The sequence below is a fragment of the Streptomyces sp. NBC_00358 genome (assembly GCF_036099295.1).
Lineage (GTDB): Bacteria > Actinomycetota > Actinomycetes > Streptomycetales > Streptomycetaceae > Streptomyces.
This window is the reverse complement of record NZ_CP107976.1, coordinates 1,413,184-1,435,780: the sequence shown is the minus strand read 5'-3', so window position 1 is coordinate 1,435,780 and position 22,597 is coordinate 1,413,184. Positions and strand designations below refer to the sequence as shown.

The window sequence follows — 22,597 nt, the reverse complement described above, 5'->3', positions numbered from 1 at the left end:
GTACGGGAGCCGAGGCCCCGGCGCCCACTGCGTGTTCCGCGCCCCGGGCCTACTCGGTGCCCTGGGCCTGCTGGGCCGCGACCGACTTGCGGACCTCGTCCATGTCCAGCTTCCGGGCCTGCCCGATGACGTCGTCCAGCGCGGCGGCGGGCAGCGCCCCGGGCTGGGCGAAGATCGCGACCTGATCGCGGACGATCATCAGGGTCGGAATCGACTGGATGTCGAAGGCGGCCGCCAGCTCGGGCTGCGCCTCCGTGTCGACCTTGGCGAAGACCAGGTCGGGGTTGGCCTCCGCGGCCTTCTCGTAGACCGGGGCGAACTGACGGCACGGCCCGCACCAGGACGCCCAGAAGTCGATCAGGACGAACTCGTTGTCCGTGACCGTCTGGTCGAAGTTCTCCTTGGTGAGCTCAACGGTGCTGCTCATTCCTTTTCCCTCTTCCTGACGTCAGGGTCATGCCGGTTTCCACAACGCCACCCATCAGGGGCGTATTCCGCGCCCGTACCCGTGTGGCCACGGCGCACACCAGCAACCAGACTGACCCCATGACGGAAACGGAATCCATCGCCTACGACGTCGTGGTGCTCGGTGCCGGGCCCGTGGGGGAGAACGTCGCCGACCGCGCCCGCGCCGCCGGCCTCTCCACCGCGGTCGTGGAGAGCGAACTGGTCGGCGGCGAGTGCTCGTACTGGGCGTGCATGCCCAGCAAGGCACTCCTCCGCCCGGCCATCGCCCGCGCCGACGCCCGCCGGGTACCCGGCCTCTCCCAGGCGGTGCAAGGTCCCCTCGACGCCCCCGCGGTGCTCGCCCACCGCGACTACTACACCTCGAACTGGAAGGACGACGGCCAGCTCGCCTGGCTGGACGGCATCGGAGCCGACTTCTACCGCGGGCACGGCCGGCTCGACGGATCGCGCACCGTGACGGTCGACGGGCCCGACGGTGAGCGACGGGTGCTGACCGCCCGGCACGCGGTCGCGGTCTGCACCGGCACCCGCGCCCTGCTCCCCGACCTGCCGGGGCTCGCCCAGGTCAAGCCGTGGACGAGCCGCGAGGCCACCAGCGCGCACGCCGTGCCCGGTCGGCTGATCGTGGTGGGCGGCGGCGTGGTCGCGGCCGAGATGGCCACGGCCTGGCAGGCACTCGGCTCCCAGGTCACGCTCCTGGTCCGCGGCAAGGGCCTGCTGCCCCGCATGGAGCCCTTCGCCGGGGAACTGGTGGCCGAGGCGCTGGCCGAGGCGGGCGCCGACGTACGCACCGGCACCTCCGTGACCGCCGTCTCGCGCGAGGGCTCGACCGTGGTCGCCCTCACGGACACCGGTGACCGCATCGAGGCCGACGAGATCCTCTTCGCCACCGGCCGCGCGCCCCGCACCGACGACCTGGGCCTCGACACGGTCGGCCTGGAGCCGGGCAAGTGGATCGAGGTCGACGACAGCCTCCGGGTCATCGGCAGCGAGTGGCTGTACGCGGTCGGCGACGTCAACCACCGCGCCCTGCTCACCCATCAGGGCAAGTACCAGGCCCGGATCGCGGGCGCCGCCATCGCCGCCCGCGCCGCCGGGGTGCCGCTGCTGGAGACGGACCCCTGGGGCGCGCACGCCGCGACCGCCGACCACGCGTCCGTCCCGCAGTGCGTCTTCACCGACCCCGAGGCGGCGGCCGTGGGCCTCTCCCTCGCGGAGGCGGAGCAGGCCGGTCACCGGGTCCGGGCCGTGGACGTCGACATGGCCTCGGTCGCGGGCGCGGGACTCTACGCGGACGGCTACCGGGGCAAGGCCCGCATGGTCGTCGACCTCGACCGCGAGGTCGTCGTCGGTCTGACACTGGTCGGCCCCGGCGTCGGCGAACTGATCCACTCCGCGACGGTCGCCGTCGTCGGCGAGGTGCCGATCGACCGCCTGTGGCACGCCGTCCCGTCCTACCCGACGGTCAGCGAGGTGTGGCTGAGGCTCCTGGAGGCGTACCGGGACGCGTGAGGCGCGCGGCACGCGGGCGGCCGCTGTGCATGGCCCGAGCGGGGACGCCGGGCCCTGCGCGCCATTCGCCCCCGGAGCGACACACGGCGGGCGACACACGGCGGGCGACGCGCAGGGACGACACGGCCGGCGTACCGGGGACGGCACCCCGGTGCCGCGTGGTGCGGCGTGTCGCCCCAGGGCGCCGCGCCGAGTGGTGTGCCGCCCGGGGGGTGCGCGCCTTTGGGGGCGCGCACCCGTACGACCGGCGGTCAGGCCAGTGACACCAGTTCCCGGTACTCCTCGCTCCACAGGTCCTCGTCCGCGTCCGGGAGCAGCAGTACCCGGTCCGGGCGCAGCGCGTCGACGGCTCCCTCGTCGTGGGTGACCATGACGAGCGCGCCCGGATACGTGGCCACCGCGGCCAGGACCTCGGCGCGGGACGCCGGGTCGAGGTTGTTGGTGGGCTCGTCCAGGAGAAGCACGTTGGCGCCCGAGTGGACGAGACCCGCCAGGGCGAGCCTGGTCTTCTCGCCTCCGGAGAGGACCCCGACCCGCTTGTCGGCGTCGTCACCCGTGAACAGGAACGAACCGAGCACCCGCCGTACCTCGCCGTCGGTGAGATGCGGCGCGGCGGCGGCGAGATGGCCGCGGACCGTGCCGGCGGGGTCCAGCGTGTCGTGTTCCTGGGCGAAGTAGCCGAGGCGCAGCCCGTGCCCGCGCACCACCCGCCCGCTGTCGGGGCGGTCGTGACCGGCGAGCAGCCGCAGCAGGGTGGTCTTGCCCGAGCCGTTCGGGCCGAGGACCACCAGGCGGCTGCCCCGGTCGACGGCGAGGTCGACACCGCCGAGGACACGCAGATCGCCGTACGACCTGGTCAGGGCGACCGCGCCGAGCGGCATCCGTCCGCACGGCGCGGGTTCGGGCAGCCGGATGCGCGCCACCTTCTCCGACCGCCGCACCGGTTCCAGTCCCGCGATCAGCCGGTCGGCGCGGCGGGCCATGTTCTTCGCCGCCACGGCCGTCGACACATGGGCGCGCATCTTGTCCGCCTGCGCGTGCAGCGCCGCCGCCTTGCGCTCGGCGTTCGCCCGTTCCCGGCCGCGGCGGCGATCGTCGGCGTCGCGCTGGGCGAGGTAGGCCGCCCAGCCGGTGTTGTGCACGTCGAGCGCGGCACGGTCCGGGTCCAGGTGCAAGACACGGTTCACCACGTCGGCCAGCAGGGAGATGTCGTGGCTGATGAGGACGAACCCCGCCTGATGGCCGGCCAGGAACCCGCGCAGCCAGGCCGTCGCGCCGGCGTCCAGATGGTTCGTCGGCTCGTCGAGGAGCAGCGTGCCGTCGTCCGCGAACAGGACGCGGGCCAGTTCGGCACGCCGTCGCTGGCCGCCGGACAGGGTGCCGATCGGCTGGTCCATCACCCGGGCCGGCAGTCCGAGGCCCGCGGCGACCCGGGCCGCCTCGGCCTCGGCCGCGTATCCGCCGAGCACCTGGTACTCGGCCTCGGCGCGCGCGTAGGCGTTCATCGCGCGCTCGGATCCGTCGGCCATCGCCGTCTCGGCCGTGCGCAGGGCTCGTACGGCACGGTCGAGGCCGCGGACCGACAGGATCCGGTCGGTGACCGTGACCGCGGGGTCCGCCGCGCGCGGGTCCTGGGAGAGGTAACCGACCGTTCCGGTACGGGAGACGGAGCCGGCGGCGGGGGGCCGCTGCCCGGCCAGGGTGCTCAGGAGAGTGGTCTTGCCGGCGCCGTTCCGGCCGACCAGGCCGATACGGTCGCCGGGGGAGACGTGGAAGGACAGGTCGGACAGCAGCAGCCGGGCGCCGACGCGCACGTCGGCACCGCGAACGGTGATCATGGGAAGACGCTCCAGAAGTCAATCGGCTCAAGGACACACGGGTGGCGTGGAAGCGGGTCCTGGAGCTAAGAGACGCGGGGCGTGGACATGCGAATCAGGCTAACGGAGGCGCGGGGCGAGGCGCCTCCGAATTAGCCGCCGGTACATCCCGGCGAGCGGCGGTTCGGCTGTCCGGCGGTTCGGCGACGCGGCGGTCCGATGGCAGGTCGGTCCGCCGCGTCGCCCGACCAGCGGCGTGGTCCGTCGGCCGCCCGACCAGCGGGGTGGGTGGTCCGCCGGTGTCCGCCCGGCGAGGTGGTCCGCCGGTGTCCGCCCGGCGTCCCAAGGCGTCCGCCTGGTCTCCCGTCCGCCCGATGGCATCCGGCCGGTCGGCCCGTGACGCCTGTCCGGGATGGCGGCCACCCGGGATGGTCAGTCCGGCAGGCATGTCAGCCGGCAGGCATGTCAGCCCGGCAGGGTGAAGCCGAGTGCTTCGGCCGCCAGTCGCGGTGTCGGCTGGGCCCAGAGTTCCGCCGTCGCCTCGTTCGAGGACAGTGAGCGCAGCTCCGCGCGGTCGAGGTAGAGCCCGCCGTCCAGGTGGTCCGTCTCGTGCTGGACGATGCGCGCGGGCCAGCCGCTGAACACCTCGTCGACCGCTCGCCCGTGTTCGTCCAGCGCCGTCAGCCGAACCTCGGTGTGCCGGGCCACCACGGCCTGCCAGCCCGGAACGCTCAGACAGCCCTCGAAGAACGCGACGCGCCCCGGACCGATCCCCTCGTACGACGGATTGACCAGCACCCGGAACGGCTGCGGCACCCGCCCCCGTGCGACGCGCACCTCCTCCGGCACCGGCGCCGGGTCCTCGATGACGGCGAGCCGCAGCGGTACGCCGACCTGCGGCGCGGCGAGACCGACACCCGGCGCCGCGTGCATCGTGGCGCGCAGGGCGGCCACGAAGCGGGCCAGCAGACCAGGGTCCAGCTGCCCGTCGAACGGCTCCGTGCCCCGGCGGAGCACGGGGTCACCGGCCGCGACGATCGGCAACGGACCCTCGTGGCCGAGGAGTTCCTCGACCAGGTCGCTCAGGGTGGTGGGTGCGGAGCTGCGGTCACGTTCGGATGCCATCGTGTCAGGATGCCAAGCCCGGGGGAGCCGATCGAGGCGGCGCAGGGCGAGTCCCGCGACTTTCCCGCCGTGTCTCGTCGTGCGAACCCCCGAAGCGCCTGAAAACACCCAGGCGGCGGGAAGACCGGTCACACACGAAGCCCGTCACACACGAAGCCCGTCACACAGGATGCCCGTCACGCGCGAAGCCCCGATACGCGGGAAGGCCCGTCACCGAAATGACGGGCCTTCGCGGTACGGGGCCCCGGTCGGACCCTGGATCTCCCGGGTGGGACCGGATCAACGCGGAACAATCCGCATCAAGCCTGTTCGAAGTCGCCCGCGAGCGCGGAGGCGATCCGCAGGTGCGACGCCGCCTCCTCGGCCCGGCCGAGGCGCTGCAATGTGCGTCCCAGCATCAGCCGGGCGTAGTGCTCGACGGGGTCGAGCTCCACGATGGTCCGCAACTCTGCTTCGGCGCGGCGCAGTTGGGCCGAGTGGTAGTAGGAGCGTGCCAGCAGCAGCCGGGGTCCGGTCTGCTCCGGCGCCTCCTCGACCAGTCCGCCCAGCACCCGCGCCGCCGACGCGAAGTCCTTGGCCTCGAAGAACAGCCTCGCGCGCTCCCAGCGCTCCGCGGCCGTCCCGTGGTCGTAGTACGTCATGTCCACCACTGACCTCCTTCGAGGGACCACAACCGCGAGGTTTGGTTGAATATTCCACGAACGACTCGCGCTCGTGGGGCGCCAGGCGCCCGGCGTCCGCTTCGCCTCGGAGCGGCTACGCGCCGGCCAGTTCCGCGTCGGCCCGCTCCGTGACGAGGGCCAGAACACGCCCCGCGGTCGCCAGGTCCTCGGCCGGGATCCCGGCGTACAGCCGGGCGGCGATCTCGTCGCCGGCGGTGCGGATCGACTCGAACAGTTCCCGGCCGCTGTCCGTGAGGGACACCTGGTCGGCCGACGGCTCGGCCAGGAGCTTGTGGGCCGTCATCTCCTCGACCGTCCGCCCGGCGGCCGACTCCTCGATCTTGAGTCCGCCGGTCAACCGGGCCACGAGCCGGGCGCGCTCGACCGTTCCACCGTTGTCGGAGACGGCCCGCAGGGCCACGGACTGTTCGAAGGTGGTGCCGCTGCGCGCGAGCACCCGCTCCAGGGCGGCGCGGCTCGCGTAGTGGGCGAGGCCGATGACCCGCCCGTTGACGGACGGGGCGGGCGTGGAGGGTACGGAGGGAATGGAGGGAATGGAGGTGGTCATGACTACTCCTCGGGTGAATCCTCTTCGGGCGTGGCCGAAGCCTCGTCGGATCGTGACTCGGCTCCGGTGCGCGGATCGAGCGGTACGTCGAGCAGGACGGCCAGTTCGCGGCTGAACTCCCGTGTGCGGTCGCCTCGGAGGCCGCCCAGTGGTTCGAGAAGCTGCTCCAGCAGACCCTGGACCACGGTGATCGCGCGGAGGGTGATCGCGCGCCCGTCCTCGGTGAGGGACAGCCGCACCGCGCGCGGGTCCGCGGGATCGCGGGTGCGGTCGACAAGGCCGGCCGCCTCCAGCGAGCGGGCCAGTTTCGAGACGTAGAGCGGTTCGAGTCCGGTGTGGTCGGCGAGCCGGCGCTGGCTGGGGTGATGTCCACCCCGGTTCATGCTGTACAGCGACGCCACCAGCGAGTACTGCGCGTGCGTCAGACCCAGGGGGCCCACCGCCCGGTCCACCGCGACGCGCCATTTCATCGACAGGCGCCAGACGAGGAAGCCGGGTGTCGCGTGCTCGTATGCCGCCTTCGCTGAACTCATGAAAGAAACAGTACATGGCTACTATGTACATGGCTACTGTTTACTCGAACGGCCCGTTCCCGGCGCACGGAAGCCGGGGCCGGAGTCCTGGGCCGCCGCGCCGGTTCTGAGCCAAGTGCCCCTCGATGGGCGGATCGATGGCCTGACGAGAGGTCCCCGACGGGGCTAGGTTGGGCGCCATGAGCAATCTTGATCGGGAGGCGGTTCCCGCCCCCTGCGGTGGCCGCGGCTTCGTGGTGGCCGAGCCGGTGCGCGAACTCCTCAGCCCCCGCCGGGTCAAGCTCGGCGAGGCCACCGAAGTCCGCCGCCTGCTGCCCAATCTGGGCCGCCGCATGGTCGGCGCGTGGTGCTTCGTCGATCACTACGGGCCCGACGACATCGCCGACGAGCCCGGCATGCAGGTTCCGCCGCACCCGCACATGGGCCTGCAGACCGTCAGCTGGCTGCACGAGGGCGAGGTGCTGCACCGCGACTCCACGGGCAGCCTCCAGACGATCCGCCCGCGCGAACTCGGCCTCATGACCTCGGGCCGCGCCATCAGCCACTCCGAGGAGAGCCCCCGCGCGCACTCCCGCCTGCTGCACGGCGCACAGCTCTGGGTCGCCCTGCCGGACAGCCACCGGCACACCGACCCGCGCTTCGAGCACCACGCCGAACTGCCCGTCGTCACCGCCCCCGGGCTCCGGGCCACGCTTCTGCTCGGCACGCTCGACGGCACGACCTCGCCCGGCACGGCGTACACGCCCATCGTCGGCGCCGACCTGGCCCTCACCGGTGGCGCCGACGTACGACTGCCATTGGAGCCCGACTTCGAGTACGCGGTCCTCGCCATGTCCGGCGAGGCTGAGGTCGACGGCGTGCCGGTGGTCCCGGGCTCCATGCTCTACCTCGGCTGCGGCCGTACGGAACTCCCGCTGCGGGCCGCGACGGACGCGGGCCTCATGCTCCTGGGCGGTGAACCGTTCGAGGAGGAGCTGATCATGTGGTGGAACTTCATCGGGCGCACCCAGGAGGACATCGAGGAGGCCCGCCAGGACTGGGCCAAGGGCACCCGCTTCGGTGAGGTGAAGGGATACGACGGCGCACCGCTGCCCGCACCGGAACTGCCACCGGTCGCCTTGAAGCCGCGGGGACGCGTGCGCTGAGCCGCCACGGCATGAGCGCGGTCCGGCCCCTGGAGCCCGCGAAGCCCTCCGCCCGCCCGGTCCTTCGGGCGGGCGGAAGGCTTCGGCGGACCGGCGAGTCGGCAGACCCACCGAGTCGGCGGGCGGCCGGATTCGTCAGTCCTTGATTTCGCAGATGGGGGCGCCGGAGGTGACGGAGGCGCCGACCTCGGCGGTGAGGCCCTTGACGGTGCCGGAGCGGTGGGCGTTGAGGGGCTGTTCCATCTTCATGGCTTCCAGGACGACGATCAGGTCGCCCTCCTTGACCTCCTGGCCCTCCTCGACGGCGACCTTGACGATGGTGCCCTGCATCGGGGAGGCGAGGGTGTCGCCGGTGGCGGCGGGGCCGGACTTCTTCGCGGCGCGGCGTTTGGGTTTGGCGCCGGCGGCCAGGCCGGTGCGGGCCAGCGACATGCCCAGCGAGACGGGCAGGGAGACCTCCAGGCGTTTGCCGCCGACCTCGACGACGACGGTCTCGCGGCCGGGCTCGTCGTCGGTGTCGGTGTCGGCCGGGGCGGTGAAGGGCTTGATCTCGTTGACGAACTCGGTCTCGATCCACCGGGTGTGGACGGTGAACGGGTCGCTGGAGCCGGTGAGTTCGGGGGCGAACGCCGGGTCGGTGACCACCGCGTGGTGGAAGGGGATCGCGGTGGCCATGCCCTCCACCTTGAACTCCGCCAGTGCGCGGGCGGCCCGTTGCAGGGCCTGCTCGCGGGTGGCGCCGGTGACGATCAGTTTGGCGAGCAGGGAGTCCCAGGCCGGGCCGATCACGGACCCGGTCTCGACGCCCGCGTCCAGCCGGACGCCGGGGCCCGTGGGGGGTGCGAACAGGGTGACGGTGCCGGGGGCGGGCAGAAAGCCGCGGCCCGGGTCCTCGCCGTTGATCCGGAACTCGATGGAGTGTCCGCGCAGTTCGGGATCGCCGTAGCCCAGTTCCTCACCGTCGGCGATGCGGAACATCTCGCGCACCAGGTCGAGGCCGGCGACCTCCTCGGTGACCGGGTGTTCGACCTGCAGGCGGGTGTTGACCTCCAGGAAGGAGATCGTGCCGTCCGTGCCGACGAGGAACTCCACCGTTCCCGCGCCGACGTAGCCGGCCTCCTTCAGGATCGCCTTGGACGACGCGTACAGCTCGTCCACCTGCGCCCGGGACAGGAAGGGGGCGGGGGCCTCCTCGACCAGTTTCTGGTGGCGGCGCTGGAGCGAGCAGTCCCGGGTGGAGACGACGACCACGTTGCCGTGGCTGTCGGCCAGGCACTGCGTCTCCACATGGCGGGGCTTGTCGAGGTAGCGCTCCACGAAGCACTCCCCGCGCCCGAACGCCGCGACGGCCTCACGCACCGCCGACTCGTACAGCTCGGGGACCTCTTCGAGGGTCCGGGCGACCTTCAGGCCGCGGCCGCCGCCACCGAACGCGGCCTTGATCGCGATCGGCAGCCCGTGCTCCCGCGCGAACGCCACGACCTCCTCCGCCCCCGAGACCGGGTCCGGGGTGCCCGCGACGAGCGGGGCGCCGGCGCGCTGCGCGATGTGCCGGGCGGCGACCTTGTCGCCCAGGTCACGGATCGCCTGCGGCGGCGGGCCGATCCAGATCAGTCCCGCGTCCAGCACCGCCTGGGCGAAGTCCGCGTTCTCCGAAAGAAAGCCGTAACCGGGGTGGACGGCATCCGCGCCCGAGTCCTTGGCGGCCTGCAGCACCTTGGCGAAGTCCAGGTAACTGGTGGCCGGGGTGTCACCGCCCAGCGCGAACGCCTCGTCCGCCGCACGCACATGCAGAGCGTCCCGGTCCGGTTCCGCATAGACGGCAACGCTCGCGATCCCGGCATCCCGGCACGCCCGGGCCACGCGGACAGCGATCTCGCCACGGTTGGCGATGAGGATCTTCCTCAACATGCGGGCTCCAGAGTGCTCTTGTCGTGGGACCCGGCGCGTGGTGCTCCTGGGCCTGCTTTGCGCATCGGCTGATGCGGGGTGTTCATGGTGTCTCCGTTCGGAGGGTCAGCGATGACGCGCCGAGGCCCGCCAGCCGTCGGGCCCGGGGAAATGCGGGGCGCGCAGTCCACGCTCCGGTGCGGACCAGCCGTCGGCGCGTTGGGCGGCGGGGGCGGCGGTCGCCGGGCGGAGGACCGAGAGGGCCGCGACGAGCGCGGCCAGTTCCTCGGGCGAGGGAGCGCCGCGCGTGATCTCCAGGCGCGGGTTCGCTCCGGGTGCGGCCGCCGTGGCGGGGGCGCGGTCCACGGCTGACCTCGTCGTCGGCGTCACAGCGGGATGTTTCCGTGCTTCTTCGGGGGCAGTGATGCTCGTTTGGTGCGGAGTTGGCGCAGGCCGCGGACGACGTGGGCGCGGGTCTGGGAGGGCATGATGACGCCGTCGATGTAGCCGCGTTCGGCCGCGGTGTAGGGGTTGAGGAGGGTGTCCTCGTATTCCTGGATGAGGCGGGCGCGGGTGGCGTCCTGGTCCTCGGCGGCGGCGATGGTGCGGCGGTGCAGGATGTTGACGGCGCCCTGGGCGCCCATGACGGCGATCTGGGCGGTGGGCCAGGCGAGGTTGAGGTCGGCGCCCAGGTGTTTGGAGCCCATGACGTCGTAGGCGCCGCCGAAGGCCTTGCGGGTGATGATGGTGATCAGGGGGACGGTGGCCTCGGCGTAGGCGTAGATGAGTTTGGCGCCGCGGCGGATGATGCCGGTGTGTTCCTGGTCGACGCCGGGGAGGAAGCCGGGGACGTCGACGAAGGTCAGGACGGGCACGTTGAAGGCGTCGCAGGTGCGGACGAAGCGGGCGGCCTTCTCGCTGGCGTCGATGTCGAGGCAGCCGGCGAACTGCATCGGCTGGTTGGCGACGATGCCGACCGGGTGGCCCTCGACGCGGCCGAAGCCGGTGAGGATGTTGGGTGCGAACAGGGCCTGGGTCTCGAAGAACTCGGCGTCGTCCAGGACGTGTTCGATGACGGTGTGCATGTCGTAGGGCTGGTTCGCGCTGTCCGGCACGATGGTGTCCAGTTCGCGGTCCTCGTCGGTGAGGGCGAGGTCCGCCTCCTCCGTGAACACCGGGGGTTCGCTGAGGTTGTTGGACGGCAGGTAGGAGAGGAGCTGTTTGACGTACTCGATGGCGTCTTTTTCGTCGCCGGCCATGTGGTGGGCGACGCCGGAGACGGCGTTGTGGGTGCGGGCGCCGCCCAGTTCCTCGAAGCCGACGTCCTCGCCGGTGACGGTCTTGATGACGTCGGGGCCGGTGATGAACATGTGTGAGGTCTGGTCGACCATGACCGTGAAGTCGGTGATGGCCGGGGAGTAGACGGCGCCGCCCGCGCAGGGGCCGACGACCAGGCTGATCTGCGGGATGACGCCGGAGGCGTGGGTGTTGCGGCGGAAGATCTCGCCGTACATGCCGAGCGCGCTGACGCCTTCCTGGATGCGGGCGCCGCCGGAGTCGTTGATGCCGATGACCGGGCAGCCGGTCTTGAGCGCGAAGTCCATCGCCTTCATGATCTTCTGGCCGAAGACCTCGCCGAGGGCGCCGCCGAACACGGTGAAGTCCTGGGAGAACACGGCGATGGGGCGGCCGTCGACGGTGCCGTAGCCGGTGACCACGCCGTCGCCGTAGGGGCGGTTGTTCTCCAGGCCGAAGTCGGTCGAGCGGTGCCGCGCGAACTCGTCGAACTCGACGAAGGAGCCCTCGTCCATCAGCAGCTCGATGCGCTCACGAGCCGTCAGCTTGCCCTTGGCGTGCTGCTTTTCGACGGCGCGCTCCGAGCCGGCGTGCGTCGCCTCCTGGATACGGCGCTGCAGATCCGCGAGCTTGCCCGCGGTCGTGTGGATGTCGATGTCGTTCATGACGCGTGCTGTGTCCCGTTCGTCAGAAGGTTTCGCGGGGGACGTAGGTACCCCAGACGTCGCGCAGGGCGTGGGAGACCTCGCCTCCCGTGGCGCGCAGTTTCAGTGCTTCACGCATAGGCGGCAGGACGTCGCCGGTGCCGCCCCTTCGGTGCCGAGCCGTCGTAGGGCGGCTGTACTGGCGGGTCGCTCGGCACGGGCCACGGAACTCACACCGAACCTCCTCGGTACTCGATCTCACCTCGACGGTACGCAGTACCATTCAGGAAGGCAAGTGGCCTCCGAAGGCCGAGACGGGGAAAGATGGGCGATCATGAGCAAGCCATCCGCGCGGTCCCGACTCGCTGACTCCGCCTTCGCGCTCTTCGACGAGCGCGGATACGAGCAGACGACCGTCGACGACATCGCCGAACGCGCCGGACTGGGACGCACGACGTTCTTCCGGCACTACCGGTCCAAGGAAGACGTGATCTTCCCCGACCACGACCGGCTCCTCGACCTGATCAGGGACAGGCTGGCGACCTCGAGTCATCGCACCGCCCTGGTCGCCGTCTCCGACGCGGTCCGCCTGGTTCTGCTGCACTACCTCGACGAAGGCGACCTCGCGCGCCGTCGGTACGCGCTCACCAGCAAGGTGTCCGCGCTCCGCGACCGCGAGATCGCCAGTGTGGCGCGCTACCAGCGACTGTTCCGTGAGTTCATCGCGGACTGGATGGGCGACTCGGCCCAGTCGGCGTCACTCAGAGCCGAACTCATGTCGGCCGCGGTGGTCGCGGCCCACAACCATGTGCTGCGCCGCTGGCTCCGCGGGGAGACCACGGATCCGGTCGGCGAGGTGGACGAGGCGATGCGTGACGTGCTCGCGCTCTTCCCGGCGTCCGACTCGCCGGTGACCGGAGCCGGTACCACGGTCGTCGCCTTCCGGACCGGTCAGGACATCGACGCCCTGCTTCCCTCGCTGAGGCGGCTAGTCGAGGGCGGGTCCGAGCACTGAGGGCCGCCCCGCGGCCGGGGACACGCCGAGCCGGCGCGTACGAGGACGCGGCCTCACCGGACCTGCCCGGCTGGGGCCGAAGCCGTGCGGGAGAGCGTACGGACCGGGGCATCCGGTCATGCCGGTGAGCCCGGCCGGCGTTCCGCGGAGGGGTTCTCCGCGGAACGCCGACCGGGCTCGGGCGGCGACGGAGGCGCGGAGCGAGCCCCGCGCCTTCGGTCAGACGGGCTCCACCGTCCCGGGCGAGTCGTTCTGGACGTCCCGCCGGGACAGGGCGAGGTACCCGACGAAGCCGACGATGGCGACGGTCCAGGAAGCCGTGACCGGGCCGAGGCCGAACCCGAGACCGCCGCGCGCGTGGCCGAGCGCCATCCAGTCGGCGACCGACGCGCCGAGCGGGCGCGTGATGACGTACGCGGTCCAGAACGCGGCGACGGCGTTCAGGGAACCCCACTTGTGGGCGACGGCCGGGACCGCGATGGCGACGGCGTACAGGACGGCCGAGCCCAGGTAGCCGAGGCCGACGGTGGCGGAGAGGTCCCCGGCCGCCGTGCCGAGGGCGAAGGTGGCGAGCACGGTGGCCCAGTAGAAGGCCTCGCGGCGGCGGGTGCGGATGCTGTGGATGGAGAGCGTGCGCTCACTGGCGTACCAGACGGCGAACACGGCGCACAGCGCGACCAGGAAGAGCGGCGTGGAGATCACGTACGGAACACCGAGACCGACATGGAGCACGTCCGCGGCCATCGTGCCGAACACGCTGACCATGACGATCGCGGTCCAGTAGATCCAGGCCACATAGCGGCGCACGGCGAACTGGAGCGCCAGCGAGGCCACGAGAGCCACCCCGCCGAGCCCCACGGCGGGCACGGGCCCGAACAGGTGGGCCAGGTAGTCGGAGGCCGTCTCTCCCATTCCGGTGGTCAGCACCTTGATGATCCAGAAGTACAACGTGACTTCCGGGACCTTGCTCGCCAGGACGGCGGCAGGCGGGGCGCTTCGAGAGTGACGGGTGAGGTGCTCGGTGCTCATGGTCCGCACCATGACACGCCCGACCGGTGCTGCCACAGAGGTCTTTGCCATCGCTTGGACGCTTCTGGAGCAGGACTTGCCGGGAGCCGCGACGAGCCTGAACGCAACCTGAACGGCCCGCCGGAATGCCTGGTCGGGGCCATGATCCCGGTGATACGAAGGGGGGTCGAGCGGTCCGCGTGCACTGGGTGCGGTGCGGTGCGGTGCGGCGCCGGTGCCGGCACCGTCCGTCGCGGGTCGAGCCTGACCCCCGGGACCGGTTCCGGCAACCCCTCCGCCGATCGATCCCCCTTCGCGCCCGTCACTCCCCGCTCACCAGCACCACCTCCAGGGTGCGCGGACCGTGCACCCCCTCCACCCGGTCCAGCTCGATGTCGCTGGTGGCCGAGGGGCCGGAGATCCAGGTCAGCGGGCGCGCCGGATCGAGGCGTTCCAGGGCCTGCGGTACGGAGGCCACCACCTGGTCGGGGACCCGGACGACGCAGATGTGGTGGTCCGGGATCAGGGTGATCCGGCGGCGGCCCTGGTCGGGCGAGCCGTCCAGGACGATCGTGCCGGTCTCGGCGACGGCGACGGCGCAGCCGGTCACCACGCTCGCCACCCTGTCGAGCTCATGGGGCGTGCTCACGGCACGGTCGTGGACCTGGGTGGGATCCGCCGCCGACATCCACTCCGGCGGCAGCCGCGGCGGCACGAGCACGTACTGGGCCCCGCGTTCGGCGAGCAGCCGCATGATGACGTACGGCAGCTCCTCTTCGGTGCTGCGGTGCACGATCGCCCGGTAGTCCGCCAGGTTCTCCGCGAGCAGATCCACCGTCTCCGCGACGCTCCGGGAGCCGTGCTCGCGCAGATAGCTCCGGGCGACGGCCTCCTCGTACGGGGAGTCCTTCCCGGGCCGTTCGGGCGCTGGGGGAGCGCCGTCCCGGGGGACGTCCGCGAGGGCCCGGCGCACCCGACCCAGGATCAGATCCCTGCTGCTCACTTCGTCGTGTCCTTTCCGCCCCGCGTACGCTGCCACCACTCGCGGAACGACTCAGCCGGAACCGCGGGCAGTTCACGGGTCGCGCTCCACGCCCGGCCGGGGCCCGGCAGGGTCCGCGGGTGGAAGCGGCGGGTCCGGGACGCGAGCCGCTGCCCGGCGCCCATCGCACCGGGATGGCTGAACGCCCATCGCGCCGCCCGCATCGCCGCCCGCTCGGCCGCGTGCCCCTTGGCCGGCTTCAGCACCACCGTGTTGCCGTCCTTCGTGACCCGGCCGCCCTCCGCGATCCGCTCCCGCAGATGGACGAGGACCTCCGGGATGTCGATGGCGACCGGGCAGACCTCGTAGCAGGCGCCGCACAACGAGGAGGCGTACGGCAGCGAGGCGTCGATCTCGCTCGCGGTGCCCCGCAGTTGCGGACTGAGGATCGCGCCGATCGGGCCCGGGTAGACCGAGCCGTAGGCATGGCCGCCCGCCCGCTCGTAGACCGGGCAGACGTTGAGACAGGCCGAGCAGCGGATGCAGCGCAGCGCCTGGCGGCCGACCTCGTCGGCGAGCGTGTCGGTGCGGCCGTTGTCCAGCAGGACCAGATGGAAGGTCTGGGGACCGTCCCCGTCCGTGGTGCCCGTCCACATCGAGGTGTACGGGTTCATGCGCTCGGCGGTCGAGGAGCGGGGCAGGGTCTGCAGGAACACCTCCAGGTCCCGCCAGCTCGGCACGATCTTCTCGATGCCGACGACGGAGATCAGCGTCTCGGGGAGCGTCAGGCACATCCGGCCGTTGCCCTCGGACTCGACGACCACGAGGGTGCCGGTCTCGGCGACCATGAAGTTGGCGCCGGAGATGCCGACCTTGGCGCGCAGGAACTTCTCGCGCAGGTGCAGCCGCGCCGCTTCGGCCAGTTCGGCGGGCGTGTCGGTGAGTCCCTCGGGCGCCGGGCGGCCCCACTCGCCCATCTCGCGGACGAAGATGTCCCGGATCTCGCCGCGGTTGCGGTGGATCGCCGGGACGAGGATGTGCGACGGCCGGTCCTTGCCCAACTGCACGATGAGTTCGGCGAGATCGGTCTCGTACGCGTGGATGCCCGCGGCCTCCAGGGCCTCGTTGAGGCCGATCTCCTGGGTGGCCATCGACTTGACCTTGACGACCTCGCTCTCACCGGTCATCTTCACCAGGGCCGTGACGATCCGGTTGGCCTCCTCGGCGTCGGCGGCCCAGTGCACGACGCCACCGGCCGCGGTCACCGACTCCTCCAACTGCGTCAGATAGCGGTCGAGATGACGGAGTGTGTGGTCCTTGATGCGCTTGCCCGCCTCGCGCAGCTCGGCCCAGTCGGAGAGCTCCGCGACGGCCTTGGCGCGCTTGGTGCGGATGGTGTGCGTGGCGTGGCGCAGATTGCCGCGCAGGGTGGCGTTGTTGACGGCCTCGTGGGCGGCCTTCGGGAAGGCCGGCATACCGACGAACGTTCCGCTCATGCGCTCGGCTCCTCTTCCGCGCCCGTGTCCGTGCTCACCTTTGCGCGTGATTCCGGGCCGGCTGCCGTTCCCGCGTCCACGCCCGCCTCCGTGCTCGCCAGGATCTCCGCGATGTGCACGGGACGCATCTCCGTCCTCAGGCGGCCCATCGTGCCGCCGATGTGCATCAGACACGAGTTGTCCGCGGCGCACAGCACCTCGGCGCCCGTCGACTCGGCGTTGCGCACCTTGTCGGCGCCCATCGCCGCGGAGACATCCGGGTTCTTGACGGCGAACGTGCCGCCGAAGCCGCAGCACTCGTCGGCTCCGGGCAGTTCCCGCAGCTCAAGTCCCCTGACCGCCTGGAGCAGTCGGCGCGGCCGGTCGCCGAGCCCCAGGCTCCGCAGGCCGTGACAGGTGGGGTGATAGGTGACCGTGTGCGGGTAGTACGCCCCGACGTCCGTCACCCCGAGCACGTCGACGAGGAACTCGGTGAGCTCGTACGTCTTCGGCACGACCGGCGCCAGCGTCCTGGCCAGGGTGTCGCCGCGCCCCTCCGCGCGGGCCCGTTCACCCATCCGCGGATACAGCTCCCGCACCATCGCCCCGCACGATCCGGACGGCGTCACGATCGCCTCGTACTCCCCGAAGACATCGGAGAAGTGCCGGGCGAGCGGCTCGGCCTCATGGCGGTACCCGGTGTTGTAGTGCGCCTGCCCGCAACAGGTCTGCCCCATCGGGAAATCGACGTCGACCCCCAGTCTGGTCAGCAGTTTCACGACGGCGCGGCCGGTGTCCGGATACAGCGTGTCGTTGACACAGGTCAGGAACAGGGCGACACGCATCGCGGCTCCTCGGTCTCGGTCGTCGGATGGGGGCAGGGTACGGGGCGGGCACGCGGCCGGAGGGCAGCGCGCGCCCGCCGTCCGTGCGGCGCGCCGCACGGCGCGCTGCGCAACGGCCACGTCACGGTGCCCGTTCCACGGCGCCCGCTCCACGGTGCGCGCTCCACCGCGTGTGTCGCACGATGCGTGTTGCACGATGTGCGCTCCGCGGTGTGGTCTTCGCGTTGTGGGCTTCATGCCGCGCTTCTCACGGCGTGCCCAGCCGCGCCTCGGCCGCGCGCCACGCGGCCGTGTCGCCCAGCGGCTCGTAGCGGCGGAGCGGCTGGGTCCTTGCCACCAGCGCCCGCATCTCGGCGCGGTCGCCCACCAGCCCGTGCGCCCGCGCCTGGACGAGGACGTTGCCGAGCGCGGCGGCCTCCGCCGGACCCGCCACGACCGGCAGTCCGCAGGCGTCGGCGGTGAGTTGGCACAGCAGCTCGTTGCGGGTGCCGCCGCCGACGATGTGCACGACGTCGACCGGATGGTCCGCCAGGGACCGTGCCCGCTCGATCGCCCGGCGGTGCGCGAGCGCGAGGGAGTCGAGGATGCAGCGGGTGATCTCGGCGCGGGACTCGGGAACCGGCTGCCCCGAGTTCCGGCAGGCCTCCGCGATCCGCGACGGCATCCGGCCCGGCGCGAGGAACACCGCGTCGCCCGCGTCCACGACGGACCGCAGCGGCGCCACCCCGGCGGCGGCCGCGAGGAGTTCACCCAGATCGGTCTCGCCCCACTCCCGTACGCACTCCTGGAGCAGCCACAGGCCCATGATGTTCCGCAGGTAGCGGACCGTGCCGTCCAGGCCCAGCTCGTTGGTGAAGTTGGCGGCCCGGCTCGCCTCGGTGAGGACCGGAGCGTCCAGCTCCAGCCCGGCCAGCGACCAGGTGCCGGTGCAGATGTAGGCGAACCGCTCCCCGGTCGCGGGAACCGCGGCCACCGCCGAGGCGGTGTCGTGCGAACCGACCGTCGTCACCGGCACCGGGCCGGTCAGCCCGGTCTCCTCCAGCACCCGGGGCAGCAGGGTCCCGGCCCGGTCGCCGGGACGGCGCAGCGGCGCGAACAGCCCGAGGTCGACACCGAGGCGCTCCGCGAGACCGTACGACCAGTCGCGGGTCCTCGGATCGATGAGCTGGGTGGTGGAGGCGTTGGTGAGCTCGGTCCCCGCCTCGCCCGTGAGCCAGTAGGACAGCAGGTCCGGAATGAGCAACAGACGCTCGGCGGAGGCGAGTTGTGCGGAGCCGCGGGCGGCCGCCAACTGGTAGAGCGTGTTGAAGGGCGCGTACTGCAACCCCGTCGCCGCGTACAGTTCGGCGGCGGGCACGCTCGCCCACACCTTCTCCGCGACGCCCTCGGTGCGGGCGTCGCGGTAGTGGACCGGATTGCCGAGCAGCGCGCCGTCCGCGTCCAGTAGGCCGTAGTCCACCGCCCAGCTGTCGATGCCGACGGAGTCGACCCGCCCGGCCGCCCGGAGCCCGTCGAGGACACCCGCGTACAGCGCCAGGATGTCCCAGCGCAGCCCCTCGGGGACCCGGACCGGCCGGTTCGGGAAGCGGTGCGCCTCGGCCAGGTCGAGCGTGTCCGGGCCGACGCGGCCGACCATGACCCGCCCGCTGGACGCGCCGAGGTCGACCGCGGCGAAGGCGTGCGTGGCACGGGAGTGCGGGGCGTTCATGGACGTCATCGCAGGAACGCGGCGGCGACGCCGGCGTCGACCGGGATGTGCAGCCCCGTGGTGTGCGTGAGGTCCCCGCCCGTCAGTGCGAAGACGGCACCCGCGACATGCTCGGGGAGCACCTCCCGCTTGAGGATGGTCCGCTGGGCGTAGAACTCGCCGAGCTTCTCCTCCTCGATGCCGTACGTCGCCGCCCGCTGCGCGCCCCAGCCGCCCGCGAAGATGCCCGAGCCGCGGACCACCCCGTCGGGGTTGACGCCGTTGACCCGGATGCCGTGTGCGCCCAACTCGGCTGCCAGGAGCCGTACTTGGTGCGCCTGGTCGGCCTTGGTGGCGGAGTAGGCGATGTTGTTGGGACCGGCGAAGACCGCGTTCTTGGAGGCGATGTAGACGATGTCCCCGCCCAGCTTCTGCGCGATCATCACCCGGGCCGCCTCGCGCGAGACGAGGAAGGAGCCGCGGGCCATGATGTCGTGCTGGAGGTCCCAGTCCTTGGCGGTGGTCTCCAGGAGCGGCTTGGAGATCGAGATGCCCGCGTTGTTGACCACCAGGTCGACACCGCCGAAGGCCAGCACCGCCGTCTTGAACGCCCCGGCGATCTGTTCCTCGGAGGTGACGTCCACGCCGACGGCGACGGCCTTGTCGGGGCCGCCCAGTTCGGCGGCGACCCGCTCGGCGCCCTCGGCGTTCAGGTCCGCGACCACGACACACGCGCCTTCGGCCACCAGGCGCTCGGCGATGGCCCTGCCGATCCCGCTGCCCGCGCCCGTCACCAGGGCGACCCGGGTGGCGAGCGGCTTGGGCTTCGGCATCCGCCGGAGCTTGGCCTCCTCAAGGGCCCAGTACTCGATGCGGAACTTCTCCGACTCCTCGATCGGCGCGTACGCCGAGACGGCCTCGGCCCCGCGCATCACGTTGATCGCGTTGACGTAGAACTCGCCCGCCACCCGCGCCGTCTGCTTGTCCTTGCCGAAGGAGAACATGCCGACCCCGGGGACCAGCACGATCGCCGGGTCCGCGCCGCGCATCGCGGGGGAGTCGGGCAGCGCGTGCCGCTCGTAGTAGGCCGCGTACTCCACGCGGTACTCGGCGTGCAGCTCCGCGAGCCGCGCGACGGCTTCGTCGAGGGAGGCGGCCGGCGGCAGGTCGAGGACGAGGGGCCTGACCTTGGTGCGCAGGAAGTGGTCCGGGCACGAGGTGCCGAGCGCCGCGAGCCGCGGGTGCTCGGCGCGGGCCAGGAAGTCCAGCACCTCCTCGGAGTCGGTGAAGTGGCCGACCTGCGGGCGGTCCTGGGAGGCGATGGCCCGGATGTGCGGCGCGAGCGTGGCTGCCCGCTCACGGCGGTCCTCCGGGGCGAGCGCCGCGTAGCCCTCGACGACGGGTCCGAAGGGTTCCGCCTTCCCCCGCTCGGCGAGGAAGGCCTCGGCGGTGCGGATCATGTGCAGGGAGTTGCGCTCGCACTCCTCGGCGCTCGCGCCCCACGCGGTGATGCCGTGGCCGCCGAGGACGCAGCCGATGGCCCCCGGGTTGGCCTCCTTGACCGCCGCGATGTCCAGACCGAGCTGGAAACCGGGCCGGCGCCACGGAACCCACACCACGCTGTCCCCGAAGCACTCGGCGGTCAGCTTCTCCCCGTCGGCCGCGCAGGCGAGCGCGATCCCCGAGTCGGGATGCAGATGGTCGACGTGCGGCGCGTCGACCAGCCCGTGCATCGCCGTGTCGATGGACGGCGCGGCACCGCCCTTGCCGTGCAGGCAGTAGTCGAACGCGGCGACCATCTCGTCCTCGCGCTCGACGCCCGGGTACACCTCGGCCATCGCCCGGAGCCGGTCGAGGCGCAGCACCGCGAGTCCGGCCTCGGTGAGGGTGCCGAGGTCGCCACCGGACCCCTTCACCCACATCAGCTCCACGTCACCGCCGGTCACGGGGTCGGTGTCGGTGCCTTTCGCGGAGGTGTTGCCGCCCGCGTAGTTGGTGTTGCGTGGATCGGCGCCGAGCCGGCGCGACCGGGCCAGCAGAGCGGCGGCTTCGGGATGGGGTGCCATGTTTCCAGGTCCTTAGGGAGAGTGAGTGGGTGCACTGCGGACGAACCCGAGGAGGAGCGCCCTTCAGGGGCGCGGGGAACTGCGCGATCAGCCCAGGACGACCCGCGGCCCGCGACGGGCCTCGCGGGGCAGACGCGGTACGGGGCTGGACCCCGGCCCGCGTGACGGACAGGGCGGGGCGTCGACCTTCAGGTCCCGCGCCCGTGGGCCGGTGGGCGGCGCTGGAGTCGGCGCCCCGGCCCCTGGGGAGAGAGCGGGCGCCGGTGAGAGGCCGGGGCCGGACAGGCCCTAGGGCGTGTTTCGAAAGTAGCGTCGTCCGCCCGGAGGGCGGGGCTCGCGGCGTCTGGTGCGGTGCATCGCAAGGCGGAGGGTCGTCCGCGTACTGGGCGTACTCGGGCGATCCCGACAACGCGGCGAGGGGCCGTGCCAGGCGTCGCGAGCCAGACGGGACTTTCGAAACACGCCCTAGGCCCCCCAGCCCGCCTGGGTGCCCCCGACCCGCTCCGCGGCGATCCGCTCCGCCCATCCGGACCGGCGGTACGCGGCCACCGGATCGGGGTCGAGCCCCAGCTCCGCACGGACCTCGGCGAGCAGCGGCCGTACGTCCGTGTTGTACGCGTCCATGACCACCGCGTTGGCGGCGAGGACGTCCCCGCTCCGCTGTGCCTCGGCCAGAGCGGCGCCGTCGACGAGGAGAGCCTTGGCCGTGGCCTCCTGCACGTTCATCACCGAGCGGATGATCGCGGGGATCTTCGCCTCGATGTTGTGGCACTGGTCCAGCATGAAGGCGACGTCCGGGGTGAAGCCGCCGCCGCGGATCACCTCGTACATGATCCGGAAGAGCTGGAAGGGGTCGGCCGCGCCCACCATCAGGTCGTCGTCGGCGTAGAAGCGGGAGTTGAAGTCGAAGGCGCCGAGCTTGTTCTCGCGCAGCAGCGTGGCGACGATGAACTCGATGTTGGTGCCGGGGGCGTGGTGGCCGGTGTCGACCACGACCTGCGCCTTGGGGCCGAGCTTGAGGCAGTGCGCGTAGGCCGTGCCCCAGTCGGGGACGTCCGTCGCGTAGAAGGCGGGCTCGAAGAACTTGTACTCCAGCAGCATCCGCTGGTCGTCGCCGAGCCGCGCGTACACCTGGGCCAGCGCCTCGGCCAGCCGGTCCTGGCGGTCGCGCAGGTCGTCCTGGCCGGGATAGTTCGTCCCGTCGGCGAACCACAGCTTCAGGTCCTTCGAACCCGTCGCGTCCATGATGTCGACGCATTCGAGCAGGTGGCCGACGGCCTTGCGGCGCACCGCCGCGTCCGGGTGGCAGACGGAGCCCAGCCGGTAGTCGTCGTCCTGGAAGGTGTTGGAGTTGATCGCGCCCAGCTTCAGGCCGCGCTCCTCGGCGTGCTTCGCCAGCGCCGCGTAGTCGTCGACCTTGTCCCAGGGGATGTGCAGCGCGACGGTCGGGGCCGCGCCGGTGAACTCGTGCACCTTGGCCGCGTCGTCGAGCTTCTCCTGCGGGGTCCGGGGCACGCCCGGTTGCGCGAACACCTTGAAACGCGTTCCCGAGTTCCCGTACGCCCACGACGGCGTCTCGACGGCCTGGGTCTTGAGCGCGGCCTTCACCGCGGCGAACTCGGTCACTTCGGGACTCCTACGACTTCGAATGGCAACGGCTTGTTCGACTGCTTCGTGAACCGCTCGGCGACGGTCGTGCGGGGCGGGCCCGGTGGAAGCGCCGGCGGGTTTCCCGGAAGGCTCCTCGCGGGGCCTTTCGGAGTGGTCCCCGAAGGGCTTCCCGGCGTCCTGCTCGCACGGCTTCCTGAACGCAACGTCTGAAACGATTCAGAAGGTGAAGCTATGAGCCCCTCGGGGGG

At 71.9% G+C, this 22,597-nt stretch carries 19 protein-coding genes; 3 read left to right on the top strand and 16 right to left on the bottom strand.

Features of this window, described 5'->3' with window-relative positions; all coding sequences use genetic code 11:
- Nucleotides 1-49: 49 nt before the first annotated feature.
- Nucleotides 50-427 (bottom strand): thioredoxin, encoded by a 378-nt coding sequence (gene trxA, locus OHT01_RS06030; protein ID WP_328552074.1) that lies wholly within the window; start codon nucleotides 425-427, stop codon nucleotides 50-52.
- A 119-nt stretch (nucleotides 428-546) separates the two neighbouring features.
- Between trxA and OHT01_RS06025 the strand changes: the two genes are divergently transcribed.
- Nucleotides 547-1,980: a dihydrolipoyl dehydrogenase family protein gene (locus OHT01_RS06025; RefSeq protein ID WP_328552073.1), complete on the top strand. Its 1,434-nt coding sequence runs from the start codon at nucleotides 547-549 to the stop codon at nucleotides 1,978-1,980.
- A gap of 251 nt (nucleotides 1,981-2,231) precedes the next feature.
- Here OHT01_RS06025 and OHT01_RS06020 read toward each other — a convergent pair whose 3' ends face one another.
- The 5 genes from OHT01_RS06020 to OHT01_RS06000 all read right to left on the bottom strand — a co-directional run bounded on the left by OHT01_RS06020 (nucleotide 2,232) and on the right by OHT01_RS06000 (nucleotide 6,685).
- Nucleotides 2,232-3,818 carry an ABC-F family ATP-binding cassette domain-containing protein gene (locus tag OHT01_RS06020; protein ID WP_328552072.1) on the bottom strand — a complete coding sequence of 529 codons (1,587 nt, stop codon included), beginning with the start codon at nucleotides 3,816-3,818 and terminating at the stop codon, nucleotides 2,232-2,234.
- 444 nt (nucleotides 3,819-4,262) lie between these two features.
- Nucleotides 4,263-4,922 (bottom strand): peptide deformylase, encoded by a 660-nt coding sequence (locus OHT01_RS06015; protein WP_328552071.1) that lies wholly within the window; start codon nucleotides 4,920-4,922, stop codon nucleotides 4,263-4,265.
- A gap of 299 nt (nucleotides 4,923-5,221) precedes the next feature.
- Nucleotides 5,222-5,569: a tetratricopeptide repeat protein gene (locus OHT01_RS06010; protein WP_328552070.1), complete on the bottom strand. Its 348-nt coding sequence runs from the start codon at nucleotides 5,567-5,569 to the stop codon at nucleotides 5,222-5,224.
- 109 nt (nucleotides 5,570-5,678) lie between these two features.
- Nucleotides 5,679-6,152, bottom strand: coding sequence for a MarR family winged helix-turn-helix transcriptional regulator (locus tag OHT01_RS06005; protein ID WP_328552069.1), 474 nt, complete (start codon nucleotides 6,150-6,152; stop codon nucleotides 5,679-5,681).
- 2 nt (nucleotides 6,153-6,154) lie between these two features.
- The gene (locus tag OHT01_RS06000) at nucleotides 6,155-6,685 is read right to left on the bottom strand and encodes a MarR family winged helix-turn-helix transcriptional regulator (protein WP_328552068.1); all 531 of its coding nucleotides are present in this window, start codon (nucleotides 6,683-6,685) and stop codon (nucleotides 6,155-6,157) included.
- Between the two features lie 179 nt (nucleotides 6,686-6,864).
- Here OHT01_RS06000 and OHT01_RS05995 point away from each other — a divergent pair, with 179 nt between their 5' ends.
- Nucleotides 6,865-7,830 carry a pirin family protein gene (locus OHT01_RS05995; protein ID WP_328552067.1) on the top strand — a complete coding sequence of 322 codons (966 nt, stop codon included), beginning with the start codon at nucleotides 6,865-6,867 and terminating at the stop codon, nucleotides 7,828-7,830.
- Between the two features lie 135 nt (nucleotides 7,831-7,965).
- On the opposite strand, the gene OHT01_RS05990 is transcribed toward OHT01_RS05995, so the two are convergent.
- From OHT01_RS05990 to OHT01_RS05980, 3 genes are all read right to left on the bottom strand, one after another.
- On the bottom strand, nucleotides 7,966-9,738 hold the full coding sequence (locus tag OHT01_RS05990) for an acetyl/propionyl/methylcrotonyl-CoA carboxylase subunit alpha (RefSeq protein WP_328558035.1): 1,773 nt from the start codon (nucleotides 9,736-9,738) through the stop codon (nucleotides 7,966-7,968).
- 108 nt (nucleotides 9,739-9,846) lie between these two features.
- A complete protein-coding gene (locus OHT01_RS05985) occupies nucleotides 9,847-10,086 on the bottom strand; it encodes an acyl-CoA carboxylase subunit epsilon (RefSeq protein WP_328552066.1) in 240 nt (79 codons plus the stop codon).
- Between the two features lie 20 nt (nucleotides 10,087-10,106).
- Nucleotides 10,107-11,681 (bottom strand): acyl-CoA carboxylase subunit beta, encoded by a 1,575-nt coding sequence (locus tag OHT01_RS05980; RefSeq protein ID WP_328552065.1) that lies wholly within the window; start codon nucleotides 11,679-11,681, stop codon nucleotides 10,107-10,109.
- 313 nt (nucleotides 11,682-11,994) lie between these two features.
- Between OHT01_RS05980 and OHT01_RS05975 the strand changes: the two genes are divergently transcribed.
- Nucleotides 11,995-12,675, top strand: coding sequence for a TetR/AcrR family transcriptional regulator (locus OHT01_RS05975; protein WP_328552064.1), 681 nt, complete (start codon nucleotides 11,995-11,997; stop codon nucleotides 12,673-12,675).
- 219 nt (nucleotides 12,676-12,894) lie between these two features.
- Here OHT01_RS05975 and OHT01_RS05970 read toward each other — a convergent pair whose 3' ends face one another.
- The 7 genes from OHT01_RS05970 to rhaI form a co-directional block, all read right to left on the bottom strand.
- Nucleotides 12,895-13,704, bottom strand: a complete 810-nt coding sequence (locus OHT01_RS05970; protein ID WP_328552063.1) for a COG4705 family protein — start codon at nucleotides 13,702-13,704, stop codon at nucleotides 12,895-12,897.
- 301 nt (nucleotides 13,705-14,005) lie between these two features.
- Nucleotides 14,006-14,686, bottom strand: coding sequence for a LutC/YkgG family protein (locus tag OHT01_RS05965; RefSeq protein WP_328552062.1), 681 nt, complete (start codon nucleotides 14,684-14,686; stop codon nucleotides 14,006-14,008).
- Nucleotides 14,683-16,161: a LutB/LldF family L-lactate oxidation iron-sulfur protein gene (locus OHT01_RS05960; RefSeq protein ID WP_328552061.1), complete on the bottom strand. Its 1,479-nt coding sequence runs from the start codon at nucleotides 16,159-16,161 to the stop codon at nucleotides 14,683-14,685. The genes OHT01_RS05965 and OHT01_RS05960 overlap by 4 nt, the downstream gene beginning before the upstream one ends.
- Nucleotides 16,158-16,985, bottom strand: a complete 828-nt coding sequence (locus OHT01_RS05955; protein ID WP_328552060.1) for a (Fe-S)-binding protein — start codon at nucleotides 16,983-16,985, stop codon at nucleotides 16,158-16,160. Before OHT01_RS05955 ends, OHT01_RS05960 begins: the two co-directional genes overlap by 4 nt.
- Before the next feature lie 247 nt (nucleotides 16,986-17,232).
- Nucleotides 17,233-18,693 (bottom strand): rhamnulokinase, encoded by a 1,461-nt coding sequence (locus tag OHT01_RS05950; protein WP_328552059.1) that lies wholly within the window; start codon nucleotides 18,691-18,693, stop codon nucleotides 17,233-17,235.
- A 5-nt stretch (nucleotides 18,694-18,698) separates the two neighbouring features.
- Nucleotides 18,699-20,738, bottom strand: coding sequence for a bifunctional aldolase/short-chain dehydrogenase (locus tag OHT01_RS05945; protein WP_328552058.1), 2,040 nt, complete (start codon nucleotides 20,736-20,738; stop codon nucleotides 18,699-18,701).
- A gap of 465 nt (nucleotides 20,739-21,203) precedes the next feature.
- A complete protein-coding gene (gene rhaI / locus OHT01_RS05940; protein WP_328552057.1) occupies nucleotides 21,204-22,364 on the bottom strand; it encodes an L-rhamnose isomerase in 1,161 nt (386 codons plus the stop codon).
- Nucleotides 22,365-22,597: the final 233 nt, after the last annotated feature.